Raw genomic sequence first — 16943 nt, 5'->3', positions numbered from 1 at the left:
TTATTAAGCCTTTAATCATATGAGGAGCTAAATCATGAAAGCAAAAAATTCGAAGTTATCTACGACATTCAAAAGCGCACTTTTTTCAGTAGTAGCAATGAGCGCAATCAGTTTTTCCAACGTAACCCAAGCCAATGACGTAGAACGTCTAGTTGCTAGCCTTTGTGAAGCGGCTAAATCAGATGATCGAAGCGGTATGCGTAAAAAGTTGAAATCAGCTAAGTTACGCCTTAGAAATATTTATGACGGAATCCACTGCGGACCTATGGGCAGCCTTTTAAGAGTTGCTACCAAATCAGGTTCCATCGAAGCAGCCACATTTATTGCAACTAAAATCGGCAAAAAGAATTTAGCCGCTGCAGAATCTGATGGCAAAACTATCGTCCAATATACAGAAGAGCTTGTTGCCGCTGGCGACTCAAGTAAACAAGCTTTTGTAGACCTGTATAACTCAAAACTTTAATTCCTGTTTGACAAGTTGTTGTCGAAGAGTTAGCTCCTCTCGAAGCAAAGGAGCGGCTGCGGCCGCTCGTTTTTTTGCAACGAACAAGAGTTAACTTTTTGTTTTACGGTTAATAAAAAAATTTTAAATTTCTTCTAAAGTTTTTTGATAACCAGCCGAAAAATACCGCGTATTAAATATTGGCTTCAATCAAAGTCTGGATTGATTCGCGGTTTTACACAAACGAATTTATTAACACCCGAGAAGGTAACTCTTGGGTTCTTTTTTACTGGAGTACTACTGAATGAATATTGTTAAAAAGATTAGTTTTTCTGCTATTGTCGTTGCTGCTACATTAGGACTTTCTGTATCAGATACTAAAGCAGATAGCCTTGATCGTCTTGCTGTTAGTCTTTGTGAATCAGCTAAGTCAGACGATAGAAGAACTATGCGTAAAAAGCTGGACACTGCGCGAATTCGTTTGAAAGCGGTTTATAGCGGTATTCGTTGTGGAGCGGAAGGTAGCCTTTTACGAGTTGCTACTAACGCTGGTTCTATGAACGCTGCAAAATATATTACGGCGAAGATCAATAAAAAGCTGTTGACCAAGCCAGAAGATGACGGAATCACAATTATCCAATTTGCTGAAAAACTAGTGTCCAATGGCGACGCCAGTAAACAAGCTTTTGTGGATATGTACAACTCTAAAATCTAATTGATTAAGTGTTGTAAGTTTTGAAAGGGTAGCTCTCAGCTACCCTTTTTTGTTTATCCCATTTTTTAATTTCAACTATATTTTTTGGAAACTCTTCCAACTTCAATTGAGATGAAGCCCCCTAACCTAACAGACATCTCGTCTTAAGCTAATTGTCACCTCGACCAACTCGGAGAGCTCTCCTACAGACATTGAACAACTACCAACTTTCACCATCTCGCGACTAAGTACGGCGATTTAAAAATGGGTTAACTTTAAATTTTTAGCATTGTGCAATCTTTAGGGGATCTCTCCACTTCGGTCGAGATGACAGGCGTATCGCCTTGTGAGAATATGCAAATACCACCTAAATTTAAACGTCTCAACCTAACTGTTATCTCGACCAACGTGGAGAGTTCTCCTGCAGACATTGAACAACTAGCGGCTCTCATTATTTCGTAACTAAGTATGGTGTTTTTAAAAATGGGTTAACTTTAGATTTTTAGCATTACGCAATCTTTAGGGGCACTTTCCACTTCGGTCGAGATGACAGATGTATCGCCTTGTGAGGATATGCAAATACCACCTAAATTTAAACGTCTCAACCTAACTGTCATCTCGACCAACGTGGAGAGATCTCCTGCAGACATTGAACAACTAGTGGCTTTCACCATCTCGCAACTAAGTACGGCGATTTTAAAATGGGTTAACTTTAAATTTTTAGTATTGTGCAATCTTTAGGGGATCTCTACACTTCGGTCGAAATGACAGGTGAGGACTATGGTCTTATGGGGAAATGCTGATGCTACTTCAATTTAAATGTTTAAGATTGAGTTTATATTTTCTCAAATAGTGTTTTTGATATTCAAAAAAAAGCTCTCGACTTTTGAGAGCTTTTTATATTGATCAATCTTAAAAATGTCGATCAGTATTTTCATTTAAGATGCTAATACTTGAAGCGACTAACAAGCTTTTGCATATGCTCTGCAAGTCTCGCTAACTCCTGACTCGCTTCCAGATTTTCACTTGCTCCCTGTGCCGTGCTGTCAGCCATTTCCGAAATGGAAGAAACATTTTGATGCATTTCTTGAGATACAGAGCTTTGCTCTTCCGCGGCGCTTGCAATATGCGTACTCATATCATTAATAACGCTAACCGCCTGAGTGATTTTTCCTAAAGTTTCTCCAGCTGTCGCCGTTTGTTCAACACTATTTTGAGCTTCTGAACGACTCGACTCCATTACTGTAACTGCTTCTCTGGTTCCTGTTTGCAGTCTTTCGATCATTTCTTGAATTTCTGAAGTAGATTCCTGGGTTTTGCTAGCCAGGGTTCTCACCTCATCGGCCACAACAGCGAAGCCTCTTCCCTGTTCCCCCGCTCTCGCCGCTTCGATAGCCGCGTTCAACGCGAGTAAGTTAGTTTGATCTGCTATCCCTCTGATAACATCTAACACCGCACCGATATTGGTACTATATTGATCGAGTTTATCGATAACCACTGCCGCACTTTCAATTTCACTCGCTAGTTTGTTGATCGTGCTAATACTATCTTGTACCACCGATTGCCCGTCGACAGTTTCTTTGTTGGCTTTTTGAACTTCAAGTAGCGTGTTGTTTGCACTATTTGCCACCTCATCAACTGTCGCCGTCATTTCTGTCATCGCCGTTGCGATCATATCAGTCTGTTCTTTTTGATAGTTGATATTCTGGCTACTTTGACTTGAAATGGCAGCGGTTTGTTCAGCCGATGCAGAAAGCTGTTCAGAACTGGAACCAATTTCTTTGAGCATACTCCGCAGAGCATCTATCAGATCATTAAATCCGTTAGATAACTTACCGAGTTCATCTTCACTATGCACTTCTACTTTCTCGGTCAGATCGCCTTTCGAAAGTTTGGTGATGACTCTCAAGACTTCATTCAACGGGCTAGTTACACTTTGTAATACCCAATAGTTAACACCAGCCGCAACTAAAATAGCGATAACAGCAAAACTGATCAGCAGTGTTCGACTCGAACTCACCTTATCGCCAGCATCTTCTTTAATCGATTGGGTAAGTCCTTTCACTTTAGAAAATACATTATTCAAGTGCGCTTGAGCATCGGTGGCAGAAACGTCGGACTCAACCAGTTGCTGTTTAGCCTGGGCTCGAATATCTAATTGAAGCGCATAGGTTTCAAGGATATTCCCACTATCATTGGTAAGTTTTCTGAACTTGTTTATTGCTGCTTCTGTATCTGCATAATAATCGTTGTTAGTGGCTTGGGAATTTCCCTTTACTTGCGAAAACTTACCGTCAAAATCTTTAACCAGCGCAGTAATGTCTCGAATTGCGGAGTCAACAACCGTTGGGTCAGTGCTAACGAGAACATCTGTTACTGTTACCGTTGCTTCGCGCACCATGTTTGACATACTTTGCAAAACAGAAGCAGTGTCTCCGCTGCCTAAATCTTCAGAAAAGTCATAGAGTAGAGAATCAAGCTCATCTGCAACATCTTCGAACTCACCACGCATACCGCTCACGTTGTCACCTAAAGATAAATCTCTACGGTGTTTCTCAAAAACTTGTGGTACAAGCTCCGAAAACTGGGCAATGGCTTTCTTACTTTCATCCAGCGAAGACAACACTTCAGGGTATTGTTGTGCGGCTAAAGCTAACGATTGACCAGAAGACTTGTTGCTTTTCATCAAGCTTTGGTAGTTGGCTTCGAAATCAGTTAGCTCTGAAGTGACTCTCGACTGATGAAAACGATTAACTTCAACTGTTGCTTTTAGCAATGACGAGACATTTTCACTACCGGCGATCAACATCGGGGTCGATTTATCTGTTACGGCAGTAAGCCCTTCGTCTATACTGCTAACCCCACTCAGTCCGGTAAACGTCAGTGCAATTAAAAGCACAATAACCAAACCTGAGCCGCCAGCGATTCTTGCAGTAACAGTTAAATTCATTGTATGCCTCTAGTTATGATTCTTAATTTAATGACCGCAAAAACGATCGCTTCAAAAATATACCGAAATACGATCGTCACACTCTCACTAATCATAGACAAAAAAATCTCACTTTGCCTAATTTATTCTCGCTAATCGATTGAATTCTTTAGTTTTTGTCTGTAATTACAAAAAAAAATTGAGAAACTTATATTAACAGGTATATCTGTCAAAATGTTAAATGGCTAATTAATTCTCAATCGTTTTTAAACTGACCAATCTCTTCATCGTACTTTAACTAAAATGAACCACAATCTCTCTTGAATGCGGCGCATGTCTATGCTCCCAGAGATAAACACCTTGCCAGGTTCCCAACAACAGCGCTTGATTATCGAAAGGTACTGCGAGATGAGTAGCAGTTAAGACCGATTTAATATGTGCCGGCATATCATCACGCCCCTCAAATGTATGCGTATACAAGCTGTCGCCTTCTGGAACTAATCGATTAAGCCAATTTTCAAGATCATCTTTAGCCGTTGAATCAGCATTTTCCTGGATTATCATGCTGCAAGAGGTATGGCGAACAAATAAAGTACACAAACCGCTGTTAATATTAACTTCAGATAAACACTTTCTCACTTTATCCGTGAACTCGTATAACCCCTGCCCTCTGGTTTTAACAGTTATTCGTTTAATCATAATATCAATTAACCTTCGTCTGGATTTTTAGTTACCCACTCAAACTTGACTCTTGATGTCACTCCACACAAGAGTGTGTAGGGAATAGTGTCAGAACAATCGGCGATCGTTTCGACAGGTAGTCCTTTCCCCCAAAGTATTGCCTTATCACCGATAGACAATTGATCGTCATTTCCCAGATCAACAGTAAGCATATCCATTGAAACTTTACCGACCAATGGGTACTTTTTGCCATTAATCAGCACCGGAGTGCCTTCTCTTGCATGTCGTGGATAACCGTCTCCGTAACCAATCGCAATAACACCAACCCGAGTCTTTTCCTTCGCTCTCCAAGCGCTACCGTAACCAACCTTGTCACCGGGAGAGAGATTTCGAATTGCAAATAGTTGAGACTGTAACGTCATCGCCGGTTTTAACCCGTGAGTTTGCCCCTGATAACCTACCATTGGCGAGCAGCCATATAAAATAATTCCCGGCCTGATCCAGTTAAAATGGCTTTCAGGCCATGCAACAACGCCCGCAGAATTGGCCATTGAGCGCAATCCTGTATAAGATTGAGTGGCTTCTTTAAAAATACCAATCTGTGCCTGGTTCATCGGATTGGTAATATCGTCAGCGCAAGCTAAATGTGACATTAAGTTAATCGAATCGATCAACACACTGTTGGACAGTTGGGAATAAGCCGCAGAATAATCGTCGACTGTAAACCCTAAACGATTCATTCCAGAGTCCAACTTAAGCCAGACCTTAAGTTTTTTTTGCGAATATTGTTCAGGTTTCAACGCGAGAATCGAATCAATTTGGGATTGTTGGTGAACAACTGTTTGTAAATCGTATTTGAGTGAAAGTTCAAGTTCGTTCTGGCTGAAAAATCCTTCGAGTAAAATGATTGGATTCTTAATCTGAGCTTCACGTAATTTGATCGCTTCATCCAGGCAGGCAACAGCGATTGCTTCCACGTCTGTTAATGCTTCTGCAACCTGCACAATTCCGTGTCCATAAGCATCAGCTTTGACCACGGCCATGACGCCTGTTCCTGGCGCGAGCAACCTGACTACCGATAAATTATGTTGAATTGCCGCAAGATTAATAACCGCTTTTGTGGAACGCATAAAACTCGATTTTCAAAATTTGATATTTGTTGGTTAATAGTTAGTTTACCGAATGGTCAATATCTAGACCTCTAAAGCCGCTCCAATTGTGCAAAGACTTCGGAACTTAATATTCTTCAAAATTGTTCGCCGCAAGATTAGCAAAGCGGTTATGATGCCCCTGAAACGCAAGTCTGACACTCCCAATAGGGCCATTACGTTGCTTACCAATAATCACTTCACCAATGCCTTTATCTTCAGTTTCCGGATTATAAACTTCATCACGATAAACGAACATGATGATATCCGCGTCTTGCTCGATCGCGCCCGATTCACGTAAGTCGGACATCACCGGTCGCCGGTCTGCTCGTTGCTCTAATGATCGGTTTAACTGCGACAAGGCGATTACTGGAATGTTCATTTCCTTCGCCAAAGCTTTTAAAGAGCGGGAAATTTCAGAGATTTCCAGCGTTCTATTATCAGATAAACCAGGCACACTCATTAATTGAAGATAATCAATAACCACAAGCCCGACATCGCCATGTTCTCTCATTATCCGGCGTGAGCGAGATCTCACTTCAGACGGCGACAATCCGGCAGAATCATCAATGTACATTTTACAGCTGTTTTTCAGTATATTAGTCGCCACCGACAGGTTGTCCCAATCGCGGTCATCAAGTGCACCAGTCCTCAATCGCGTTGCATCGATTCCGCCGATAGAAGCAAAGGAACGCATCAACAGCTGATTTGCAGGCATCTCCATACTGAACACTAAAACTGATTTACCGCTATGAATGGATATATTTTCAGCGATATTCATCGCAAATGTCGTTTTTCCCATCGCCGGTCGTCCCGCGACAATGATCAGGTCTGAGTTTTGCAACCCATTGGTTTTCTTATTCAGATCCGTAAACCCGGTATCAAGCCCGGTTATGCCGCCTTTAGAGTCCACCGCAAACTGAATTTTATCTAAGGTTTCTTCTAGAAATGTCGAGGCAATCTGTAATCCGCCATCATTGTTTTCTCGTTGTTCAGCAATTTTGAACACTTTTGCTTCAGCCATATCAAGCAATTGGTCAGAATTACGTCCCTTTGGAAAATAGGCGGCGTCTGCAATTTCATTAGAGACAGAAATCATCTCTCTTAATACCGCGCGTTCTCTGACAATATCGGCATAAGCGCCTATATTTGATGCACTCGGCGTGTTTTTCGCCAGATCAGCAATGTAGGCTAAGCCGCCGATATCATCAGCCTCTCCTTCTTGCTCTAAAAATTCATAAAGTGTCACAACATCCATTGGACGCCCGTTTTCAGCGAGATATCGTTGTGCTTTAAAAATTAATCGGTGCTCTTTGCGATAAAAATCTTCCGGCACCAACTTCTCAGAAACCTTTTCCCAAGACTCATTATCTAATAACAGTCCCCCTAAAACCGATTGTTCGGCTTCCAGGGAATGGGGCGGCATTTTTATGTTATTAACTTGCGGGTCTTCAAGCATTCAAATAAACCTAAAATTCGTATAATTCGATTGAAATAGCAGGCACCGTGAAATCGGTTAATTTTGCTAGCCGAAAAAAAACACCTCACACTAGCCAGTGCGAGGTGTTTTATTCTGTCATTTGCACCACATTAACGCAACGCAAATGCTTCAAATCTTGATGATTTGATTATTCAGCTTGCGCTGCTATAACAACTTTCAATGTTGCATCTACATCGGTGTGTAAATGAATATTGATGTCGTACTCACCAGTTACACGAATCGCGCCGTTAGGCAAACGTACTTCATGTTTTTCCAGTGCCACGCCGGCAGCAGACGCTGCGTCAGCGATATCACGAGTTCCGACAGAACCAAATAACTTACCTTCGTCACCTGCATAGGCTTCGATAGTAACAGTTAATTCAGCAAACTTCGCTGCACGTGATTCAGCTGCAGATAGCTCATCTGATGCTTTCTTCTCTAATTCAGCACGACGTGCTTCGAACTTTTCGACATTATCTTGAGTTGCTGGAACCGCTTTACCTTGAGGCAGAAGATAATTACGACCATAACCATTTGCTACAGTAACGCTATCACCCAGTTCGCCAAGATTGCGGATTTTTTCAAGTAGAATGACTTTCATTAGTCTTTCCCCTATTCGTTAATCGTTGCTTACTTATGCGCGTCTGAGTAAGGCAATAAAGCCAGAAAACGAGCACGTTTAACCGCTGTTGAAAGCTGGCGCTGATACTTTGAGCGAGTTCCTGTGATACGACTTGGAACAATTTTACCAGTTTCAGTGATATAGCTTTTTAAAGTAGCTAAGTCTTTGTAATCGATCTCAGTAATGCCTTCAGCAGTGAATCGGCAGTACTTACGACGTCTGAAATGTCTAGACATGGGATAATCCTCCGTTACTCTGCTTCAGTTGATTCAGCAGTGGCTTCAGCCGGTTTTTCGCTAGATTCTGATTTCTCTTTAGCCGCTGGCTTATCAGAAGAATCAAAACGTTTAGCAGCTTCTTCTTTCGCTTTCGCTAGTGGCGAAGGCTCAGAGACTGCTTTCTTCATCTTAATTACAAGATTGCGTAATACGGCATCGTTGAAACGGAAAAGGTTTTCCAATTCTTCAATTGCAGAATACTCACACTCTACATTTAATAACACATAGTGTGCTTTATGAGCATTATTGATGGCATAAGCCAATTGACGGCGTCCCCAATCTTCTAAACGGTGGATAGTTCCACCTGCGTCAGTGATAACAGCGCTGTATCTTTCGATCATTGCTGGAACCTGGTCGCTTTGATCAGGGTGCACCAGAAATACGATTTCATAGTGTCGCATTAAAGATCTCCTCACGGTTTCCAGTCACCAAAGCATTTACCAAAATTTGAATTTAGTTGTAATAACCATCCAAACTTTCAAATATCTTTAATAACAAGGAGTTAGGTCAGTTTGTAAAGTATACTCCAGAGATTTAAGCAAAGCCTAAACCTTCAGGCGTAATTCAAGAGCGCGCGATTATACGAGGCTTAGCCTTGAATTGCAATGGTTTTACTGGCTCAGCGATAAATAGCCGCGGTCGGTTACGGCTTGATTTGCTCCCTGGCAACCTGCTCAATTGCCTTGGTCAAACAGGAAAGCTGATCAGGCTCGATAATATAGGGCGGCATGATATAAAGCAGCTTACCAAAAGGCCGGATCCAGACACCAAGCTCAACAAAACGCGGTTGAACTTTATGCATATCAACCGGCGACTTTAATTCTACGGCACCAATAGCGCCTTTTACTCTGACATCGGCCACTGACTCTAACTGTCGGCAAGAAGCTAATTCAGCTATTAACTGCGCCTCGATTTGTTTGATTTTCTGTTGCCAAGGTGAAGCCAACAACAATTCAATATTCCTATTTGCGACAGCACATGCCAGCGGATTTGCCATAAATGTCGGTCCGTGCATCAAGTTACCATCGCCATAAGAACCAATTACATCTGCAACATTTCGAGTTGTAATGGTCGCTGCCAACGAGAGATACCCGCCAGTAATCGCTTTACCAATACACAAAATATCTGGGCAAATTTGAGCTTGCTCATAGGCAAACATTGTTCCTGTTCGACCAAACCCCGTGGCTATTTCATCCAAAATGAGCAAAACATCGTGTTGTTCACAAAGACTTTTAACCTGCCGTAAAAACTCAGGACAGTAAATTCGCATTCCACCAGTCCCCTGTACAATTGGCTCTAGAATGACTGCTGCTATTTCATCGGCTCTTGATTCCAACATCTGCCGAAACTCTGCAATATGCGATTCATTCCAGTCCTCATCGGAGACACAACTCGGAGATGGCACGAATAAATGTTGTGGTAAAGTTTCACTAAACATCGAGTGCATACCTGTTTCAGGGTCGCATACAGACATAGCTCCCAAGGTGTCACCGTGATAGCCGTTGCGAATCGTCAGAAATTTACTCTTCTGTTGCCGGCCTAGCGAATACCAATATTGCAAAGCCATTTTTAGCCCAACTTCAACTGCAACGGAACCCGAATCGGCCAGAAATACGCAATCTAATTCTGGTGCAGTCAGGTCAATTAACTGACGTGACAATTCGATAGCCGGTTGGTGGGTTAATCCACCAAACATGACGTGAGACATTTGTTGTATCTGCTCATGGATTGCCTGATTAAGTTCAGGATGGTTATAGCCATGAATCGCAGACCACCAGGACGCCATACCATCAATCACTTTCTTCCCATTACTCAAAGTTAAATAAACACCCTGTGCAGACTCTACGCCAAAGACTGGCGTCGGTTTATTTAAGTTAGTGTATGGATGCCAGATATGATTACGATCAAATTGCAGTTGTTGCTGAGAAATTGTCATATGAAATGGGCCAGAAAATTGCTACATAAAGTTCGTTAACCAAGGTTTGACAAAAGTAGTCTAAATCTTGACTAACAAAAAAATCGATGCAGAAAATAAAGTGGATGAATGAAACACGAGAGTTTAAGCCTCTTTAAAGGGTTAAGCAATCGCATTCCACGATGTAATTCAGGGCAATCAAAATGACCACTTAGACAAAGGACGCTCAGAACATTACACTAAAGCCAGTTCATTAATAACCGTGCTGATTAACCACCACCACACCACTAACAAACATAACGAACAAAAAGGGAGCATCCATGAATCATATTTTAAATATACTCACCTTTGGAGTCTTGTTGTCTACCAGTGCGTCAGCCTATGAAAAATGCCAGTTAATTGACAACGTCAAAGGATATACACCAACCAGCAAGTCTCAACAGCTACAGCAGTTCAATTGGTTAGCCTTTGAAAACGGCAAAGTTCTCGCAACAGGAAAAAAAGGTACGCAAAGTAAATATAAGCACTGTTCTCGTACAGACGGCCAGGGGCGATTTATGCTGCCAGGTCTTATCGACGCTCACGGTCACGTTTCTTCACTTGGGAATGAAATGCTCAGAGTTAAACTTCGTGGAACGACATCAGAGCAAATCGCCGTTGAAAAAGTCAAAGAATTTGCTGACAAAAATCCGGGGGCCAAGTGGATTTTAGGCCGAGGATGGAACCAGGTATTGTGGTTAAACAAGGAATTCCCCACTAAAAAATCTCTCGATTCAAGCGGAATAAAACGCCCTATTCTGTTACGCCGAATAGACGGTCATGCTGCCTGGGCTAACAGCGCAGCTTTAGCGGCAGCGGGTATTAACAAATCGACCGCCGACCCACAGGGCGGAAAAATTATTCGAGATGAAAATGGTGAAGCAACTGGTGTTTTAATTGACAACGCGATTGGGCTAGTTGAAAAAATAATCCCAGCCGCTTCTCCACTGGAACGAGAATACGCTTTCGATAAAGCCTATGAACATCTTCTATCACTTGGTGTAGTTAGTGTACACGATGCAGGCGTTAGTCAGGCGGATCTTGATTCTTATCTCAAAAGAAGTCGTGAAAACCGTTTACCAATAAGAATCTATGGGATGCTATCCGGTTCTAGTCCCAATTTAAGCCAATGGCTGGACAAAGGAATTATTCAAGATAAGCAAGATTTTTTGTCTATTCGAAGTGTAAAGTTATATTCTGACGGCGCATTAGGTAGTCGTGGTGCCGCACTGATAAAACCCTATTCAGATGATCTCGACAACAAAGGTCTACTATTAACCAAACCTAAAAAACTTGATTTACTGGTTAATGAAATTATCAAAAAAGGGTTTCAGGCGAACATCCATGCAATCGGTGATCGCGGCAATCGGCTGGTACTGGACGCCTTCGAGAAAGCGTTTAAACAAGTCGGCGGAAAACACTTGCGTAATCGCATAGAGCACTCACAAATAATATCACTCGCGGATATTCCTCGATTTAAAGAGTTAAATATCATTGCATCGATGCAGCCAGTACACGCCACAAGCGACAAAAATATGGCTGGTGCTCGACTTGGTAAAGAAAGACTGAAAGGTGCCTATGCCTGGCGAAAACTACTGCAACAAGGCACAATCATCGCTTCCGGCTCCGACTTCCCGGTAGAACTTGCGAATCCTTTTCATGGGTTACACGCCGCGGTAACACGTCAGGACCAAAGCAATATGCCTTCTGGTGGATGGTTACCTGAAGAACGTATGACTCCACAACAGGCACTCAGAAGTTTTACCCTGGATGCAGCTTATGCCGCCCATCAAGAATCAACATTAGGTTCTCTGGAAGCAGGTAAATGGGCTGACTTTATTTTTGTTGATCAAGATATCATCAATGGAAAGCCAGAAGATCTTTGGAAAACTCGCGTACTGGAAACCTGGATTGCAGGAACACAAAGATATAAGCAATAAATACCAATAAGCTAAAAGTAGCATCGATCAATTTAAGCGAAAAAAACAATACAGAATCAGGTTGGTGAGAGTTTTTTCAACCTGATTCAAACCTCTACGATACTCATCACTGATCATTTAGTTGCTTTTTACCATCTCAATATTTTAATAAAAATAAAACCATTACCTTTTCAATAAAAAGAAGAGCAAACCACAACAACAATTAAAAGCATCAGTTTTTTAATAGTTTTCAATCTAATAAAGAGAAGTTAAATTTACACCATTTGAGATAATGGTAAAAATCTATTTCCACGAGCTATACTACATAACAACTAGTTATCAAAATTGTTGCAATAGTTACGTTTTTTCGCCCCCTATTTCGGTTATCTTATTAAAGTGATATGAAAATAATAATTCAAAAACTAATCACAAATAATTGACAACAAATAATAGAAATAAAATAGATAACAAAAAACTTCTTAAAGAAGTTATTAAATACAGAGTCGTTGCTTAAATAAAAGTCATTATTTAAATAAGTATTGGGCCAAAAGTAACTGATTCAAAGCCAAGGCTTAACATTAACACATGGAAATGATTTTGTACGTAATATCACGATGCAAATAATAGTAAAATCAAAAACTCTGATTTTTTTTGCCCGCTTTTTGACAGCGCTGTCCTTTCTTGTCTTTTCTTACTCAAACGCAAGTGAAAATGCATATATTCCTCTCAGCATTGATCAGGGTTTATCACAAGCAACCGCAAACACCATCGTGCAAGACAAGTCAGGTTATATCTGGATAGGCACTCAAGACGGATTAAATCGCTACGATGGATATCGATTTACTCAATATAAGCACGACCCCAATAATGCAGCCAGTTTATCCCATAGTTTTATCAATAAGCTGGTGGCAGACGAAACCGGTAATTTATGGATATTAACCGCGGCAGGTATTGACCGTTATGATCATGAAACTGAATCCTTCGTTCATTATCACGACAAGCGAAATAGTGAGGACTTTTTTAATAAGCTTTATTTGTGGTCAATGAGAAATGGTAAAAATAATAATCTATGGATTACTTCTGCTAACGGAATCATTGAGTTCAACAAAAAAACAGGAACCTACCACCACTTTGAAGCTGGCAAAAAATATGGTTTAGTCACGAAAAACACCTATGACATTGGTATTTTTGACCGTGAGAAGACATTTGATAAAACTCACTTTGACAACAGCAGCAACAATATTATTGCAACTGATAATGGAATTTTTAAACAAGTTAAAATTCAATCGAAGAACGCTGCAGACTCACCTTCAATAACACAGTATCGATTCAAATCGGTTACGCTCAAACATTTGACGAACTCAAAAAAAGAGCCCAAAGTTCATTGTATTTCAAACCAGAAATTCAACCTGTTTTTTGCCTGTAGTCGTGATGGACTCTATTTTAATCATAAAAATCAATATCACTATATTTCAAACGCCGAGCTAGGCATTAACGCACATGCTCATCGGCTTTTGATAACAAACACTAAAGAACTCTGGATCGGCACGGTAAATGGCCTCTATATTAAGTCGCTCGATCTCGACCACTTGTTAAACTCTTTACAAAAAAGACAAGGTGTAACGTTACCCAATCAAGCCATTCACTCATTATACGAAGATAACTCTAATGTTATCTGGGTGGGGACAAATATTTCAGGTGTCGTAAAAATAATTCCAACTGCGCGAACTTTTAACCATTTCAGTGCAACCACTCAGTCACATCAACAATTATCCAACAACTCAATCACCAGTGTTGCACAATCACCACAAGGTGACATCTGGGTTGGTGACTCAAAAGGCGGAATAAGTATTATTTCAACGAACAACCAGGTGGCTCATTTGTCACTCAAAGATAATCAGGGCACAACACTTTACAATAATATATTAGGTTTTGAATTCGATCTTGAGGGCAATATCTGGATTGCAAATACGGCTGGAATTTCAAAACTGTCTGCAGACAAAAAACGTCAGACAACTTATCAACTACAAGATCCAAGCCTCACGCAACAAACATACGCGACGCAAGTTTTCAAAACAAATGACAGTAGGCTTTGGTTAACGGGTTTAGAGTCAGGTCTTAATCAATATTATCCAACGCTCAAACAATTTATTCCGATAAGGCCGCTCAACTGGCCAGAGAAAAAACCATTTGCTGCATTAACCTATACGGCAATGGTCGACAGTGAAACTATCTGGATGGCGGGATTTCAAGGGACTTTGTACAAGTATAATCTGTTTACCCGTTCGGCGAACCAATATCGAATGAGCGACGAAAATAACCATAAGTTGGGTGTCAGTCAAATCTATGGAATGGCTAAAGATAACTCAAATAATATATGGGTTGTTGGCATGGGCGGTATTGGTAAATTTTCAATAAATGATCAAAAATTTACTTACCTGGCCAGCTTGAAAGGTTTTTCATCACAAACATATTATTCCGTGACAAAAGATAATCAGGGTTATATGTGGACGACATCGGGTGACAAACTAATAAGAATCAACCCACAGGACTATTCCAGCCTTTCTTTTGACAGGGCAATGGGAATGCCGATCATTGAGTTTTCTCCAGCATCACACATAGACGAATCCGGTAACTTATGGTTAGGCGGTTTAAATGGACTGGTGTCTTTCAATCCTCAAGCTATTACTGTTCCGCAGAAAAAAACAACGCCGATACTCACTGGTGTTGAGAGCAAATACATATCGGAAAAAGAGCCAACCCAAAATATCTGGTCACGTATCACTCTTGGTACAAAGTCTTCACTGATTGTGAAGCCAACAAAAAGTACCTTGAGGCTTTCATTCGCTTCTCTCGATTCAAATTCTAATTCGAGCATTCGTTACCGTCACAGACTGACAAACTACGACGAAACCTGGAATACAACGATTGCTGGAAATCCACGGGCAACTTACACCAGAATTCCCCATGGCGAATATTCTTTTCAAGTCGCCACGAGTTTTGATGGCATAAACTGGAGCGAACCAACCAATATACTCGATATTGAAGTTTTACCTTTTTTCTGGCAATCACTTTGGTTTCAATTGTTGATCGCCTGCCTATTGGCAACAGCTCTCAAACTGATATTCCTTTGGAAAGCGAGACGAATTCGTTCCCACGCCAACAAGCTGGAAAAAATAGTCCAACATCGAACAGAAGAAATATCAATGCTGTTGGAGCAGCGAACGCGTTTTTTCACCTTTGTTTCGCACGAATTGAAAACACCGTTAACGCTGGTTCAAGATCCACTCAATAAACTGGTGAATAATCCCGACGATAATAGTAACAAACTACTCTCTACCGCACTGAGAAATGTTAACAAGATGTCGAGCATGGTCAACCGACTTTTAACGAGTGTTGATACCATCGACATTCAACAAAAGCAAAGACTCCGAATCAACCAGAAAATACTGGAAGCAGTATCACAACTATCAGAGTTTGCTCAACAGTACCGCATTTCTCTCATCACAAAAAAATTATCTAAGTGTCACGTCGATGCGACGGAAAGCGATATTGAAGCAATACTCTACAATTTACTCAGTAATGCCATTAAATATAACAAAAGCAACGGAAAAGTTTTTATCTCCTGTTTCGAATGGCGGCAACAAGTGATTATTAATATTGCTGATCAAGGTTCAGGTTTTGACCTGGAAAAAACTATTCGGAAAAATAGTTTGAGATCAGACAAGACACAAACCTCAATCGCTAAACCGGATCTCACTGTCAGCAGCGGCTATGGGTTAGAGCTAGTGAAACAATCGGTTTCGCTCCTCAACGGAAAAATGAAGGTTAAGTCGAGAAAAGGCATGGGAAGCGTAATATCAGTCATCTTGCCTCGCTCAATAGCAACGTCAAAAACAACTGAGATTGAAGCGACTCATCAATCGACCAACAATAATCGCACTGAGCATCGTAAACTCATTTACTCTCAGACCGGTTTACCGGATGACAAACCGATGTTGTTTATCGTTGAAGACAATGATGAGCTACGCGAATATCTATGTGAGATGTTTAACAATCAATATCAGTGCACACCATTTCCTGATGCGGAGTCAGCCTACCTGCACGCATCGGAAGTTATTCCAAACATCATTATTTCTGATGTAATGCTTCCAGGGATGAGCGGCATTGATCTCTGCCAAAATATTAAGTCCAATCAAAAAACTTGCCACATACCGCTACTTTTATTAACCGCAAAAGCCGATCAAACATCGATTATCTCGGGACTAAGGCACCAAGCCACCGATTACCTGACTAAACCATTTAACACTGAAGAGCTAAAACTCCGCGTCGCCAACTTGCTAAGCCTCGCCACACAAATGTATCAAGCCAACCAAAAAGTCTCGCTTAAACATTTATATACCAACGAGGATAACTCCCCGGAAGGATTAGGAGAAAAGGATCGTTTGTTCATGCATCGTTTCTTTGATGTTCTCGCGGTCAACTATTCTGATAGTTTTTACAATCTTGAACAGCTTTCGTCACATATGTATATGAGTAAAAAGCAGCTTTCCAGAAAGTTAAAAGCCATCTGTAACAAGTCGCCGATGGAATATCTTAAAGAATATCGACTGGAGCGTTCTATCGAACTGTTAGCGAAAGGCGCGCAGCTCAGCGACATCTCCATTGAGTCTGGTTTTTCGTCTCAAAGTTACTACTCGACCTGCTTTAAAAACTACTTTGGACGCACGCCGAAACAACTGCAAATTTCTATTCTAAATGACAAAAGGCAAACTTCTAAAGCCAGCTAGTTTGCA

At 41.1% G+C, this 16943-nt stretch carries 12 protein-coding genes; 4 read left to right on the top strand and 8 right to left on the bottom strand.

Going from position 1 to position 16943, the window contains the following annotated elements; genetic code table 11:
• The first annotated feature begins 34 nt into the window (after window positions 1-34).
• On the top strand, window positions 35-463 hold the full coding sequence (locus FLL46_RS25220; RefSeq protein WP_142934960.1) for a DUF3718 domain-containing protein: 429 nt from the start codon (window positions 35-37) through the stop codon (window positions 461-463).
• A gap of 283 nt (window positions 464-746) precedes the next feature.
• Entirely contained in the window at window positions 747-1157 is a 411-nt protein-coding gene (locus FLL46_RS25215; protein WP_142934958.1) for a DUF3718 domain-containing protein, read from the top strand.
• A 925-nt stretch (window positions 1158-2082) separates the two neighbouring features.
• Here FLL46_RS25215 and FLL46_RS25210 read toward each other — a convergent pair.
• The 8 genes from FLL46_RS25210 to bioA all read right to left on the bottom strand — a co-directional run bounded on the left by FLL46_RS25210 (window position 2083) and on the right by bioA (window position 10210).
• Window positions 2083-4086 carry a methyl-accepting chemotaxis protein gene (locus FLL46_RS25210; RefSeq protein ID WP_142934957.1) on the bottom strand — a complete coding sequence of 668 codons (2004 nt, stop codon included), beginning with the start codon at window positions 4084-4086 and terminating at the stop codon, window positions 2083-2085.
• A 273-nt stretch (window positions 4087-4359) separates the two neighbouring features.
• Window positions 4360-4764, bottom strand: coding sequence for a secondary thiamine-phosphate synthase enzyme YjbQ (locus tag FLL46_RS25205; protein WP_142934955.1), 405 nt, complete (start codon window positions 4762-4764; stop codon window positions 4360-4362).
• A gap of 8 nt (window positions 4765-4772) precedes the next feature.
• Window positions 4773-5876: an alanine racemase gene (gene alr / locus FLL46_RS25200; RefSeq protein WP_142934953.1), complete on the bottom strand. Its 1104-nt coding sequence runs from the start codon at window positions 5874-5876 to the stop codon at window positions 4773-4775.
• Between the two features lie 106 nt (window positions 5877-5982).
• A complete protein-coding gene (gene dnaB / locus FLL46_RS25195; RefSeq protein ID WP_142934951.1) occupies window positions 5983-7353 on the bottom strand; it encodes a replicative DNA helicase in 1371 nt (456 codons plus the stop codon).
• Window positions 7354-7522: 169 nt separating this feature from the next.
• On the bottom strand, window positions 7523-7975 hold the full coding sequence (gene rplI, locus FLL46_RS25190; RefSeq protein WP_142934949.1) for a 50S ribosomal protein L9: 453 nt from the start codon (window positions 7973-7975) through the stop codon (window positions 7523-7525).
• Between the two features lie 29 nt (window positions 7976-8004).
• Window positions 8005-8232, bottom strand: a complete 228-nt coding sequence (gene rpsR / locus FLL46_RS25185) for a 30S ribosomal protein S18 (RefSeq protein ID WP_142934948.1) — start codon at window positions 8230-8232, stop codon at window positions 8005-8007.
• Window positions 8233-8246: 14 nt separating this feature from the next.
• Window positions 8247-8675, bottom strand: coding sequence for a 30S ribosomal protein S6 (gene rpsF / locus FLL46_RS25180; protein ID WP_142934946.1), 429 nt, complete (start codon window positions 8673-8675; stop codon window positions 8247-8249).
• Between the two features lie 242 nt (window positions 8676-8917).
• Window positions 8918-10210, bottom strand: coding sequence for an adenosylmethionine--8-amino-7-oxononanoate transaminase (bioA, locus tag FLL46_RS25175; RefSeq protein ID WP_142934944.1), 1293 nt, complete (start codon window positions 10208-10210; stop codon window positions 8918-8920).
• 299 nt (window positions 10211-10509) lie between these two features.
• On the opposite strand from bioA, the gene FLL46_RS25170 reads away from it, so the two are divergent.
• A complete protein-coding gene (locus FLL46_RS25170) occupies window positions 10510-12168 on the top strand; it encodes an amidohydrolase (RefSeq protein ID WP_142934942.1) in 1659 nt (552 codons plus the stop codon).
• 593 nt (window positions 12169-12761) lie between these two features.
• Complete coding sequence (locus FLL46_RS25165) at window positions 12762-16937, top strand: hybrid sensor histidine kinase/response regulator transcription factor (protein WP_142934941.1); 4176 nt, start codon at window positions 12762-12764, stop codon at window positions 16935-16937.
• Window positions 16938-16943: the final 6 nt, after the last annotated feature.

It is taken from the genome of Aliikangiella coralliicola (assembly GCF_007004725.1).
GTDB lineage: Bacteria > Pseudomonadota > Gammaproteobacteria > Enterobacterales > Kangiellaceae > Aliikangiella > Aliikangiella coralliicola.
Note: the sequence above shows the minus strand (reverse complement) of the source record. Positions and strands in the feature narration are given on the sequence as shown.

What these genes read in the sequence shown, in the direction of transcription:
- FLL46_RS25220 (WP_142934960.1), top strand. Translation starts at nt 35, where the DNA reads ATGAAAGCAAAAAATTCGAAGTTATCTACGACATTCAAAAGCGCACTT.
- FLL46_RS25215 (WP_142934958.1), top strand. Translation starts at nt 747, where the DNA reads ATGAATATTGTTAAAAAGATTAGTTTTTCTGCTATTGTCGTTGCTGCT.
- FLL46_RS25210 (WP_142934957.1), bottom strand. Translation starts at nt 4,086, where the DNA reads ATGAATTTAACTGTTACTGCAAGAATCGCTGGCGGCTCAGGTTTGGTT.
- FLL46_RS25205 (WP_142934955.1), bottom strand. Translation starts at nt 4,764, where the DNA reads ATGATTAAACGAATAACTGTTAAAACCAGAGGGCAGGGGTTATACGAG.
- alr (WP_142934953.1), bottom strand. Translation starts at nt 5,876, where the DNA reads ATGCGTTCCACAAAAGCGGTTATTAATCTTGCGGCAATTCAACATAAT.
- dnaB (WP_142934951.1), bottom strand. Translation starts at nt 7,353, where the DNA reads ATGCTTGAAGACCCGCAAGTTAATAACATAAAAATGCCGCCCCATTCC.
- rplI (WP_142934949.1), bottom strand. Translation starts at nt 7,975, where the DNA reads ATGAAAGTCATTCTACTTGAAAAAATCCGCAATCTTGGCGAACTGGGT.
- rpsR (WP_142934948.1), bottom strand. Translation starts at nt 8,232, where the DNA reads ATGTCTAGACATTTCAGACGTCGTAAGTACTGCCGATTCACTGCTGAA.
- rpsF (WP_142934946.1), bottom strand. Translation starts at nt 8,675, where the DNA reads ATGCGACACTATGAAATCGTATTTCTGGTGCACCCTGATCAAAGCGAC.
- bioA (WP_142934944.1), bottom strand. Translation starts at nt 10,210, where the DNA reads ATGACAATTTCTCAGCAACAACTGCAATTTGATCGTAATCATATCTGG.
- FLL46_RS25170 (WP_142934942.1), top strand. Translation starts at nt 10,510, where the DNA reads ATGAATCATATTTTAAATATACTCACCTTTGGAGTCTTGTTGTCTACC.
- FLL46_RS25165 (WP_142934941.1), top strand. Translation starts at nt 12,762, where the DNA reads ATGCAAATAATAGTAAAATCAAAAACTCTGATTTTTTTTGCCCGCTTT.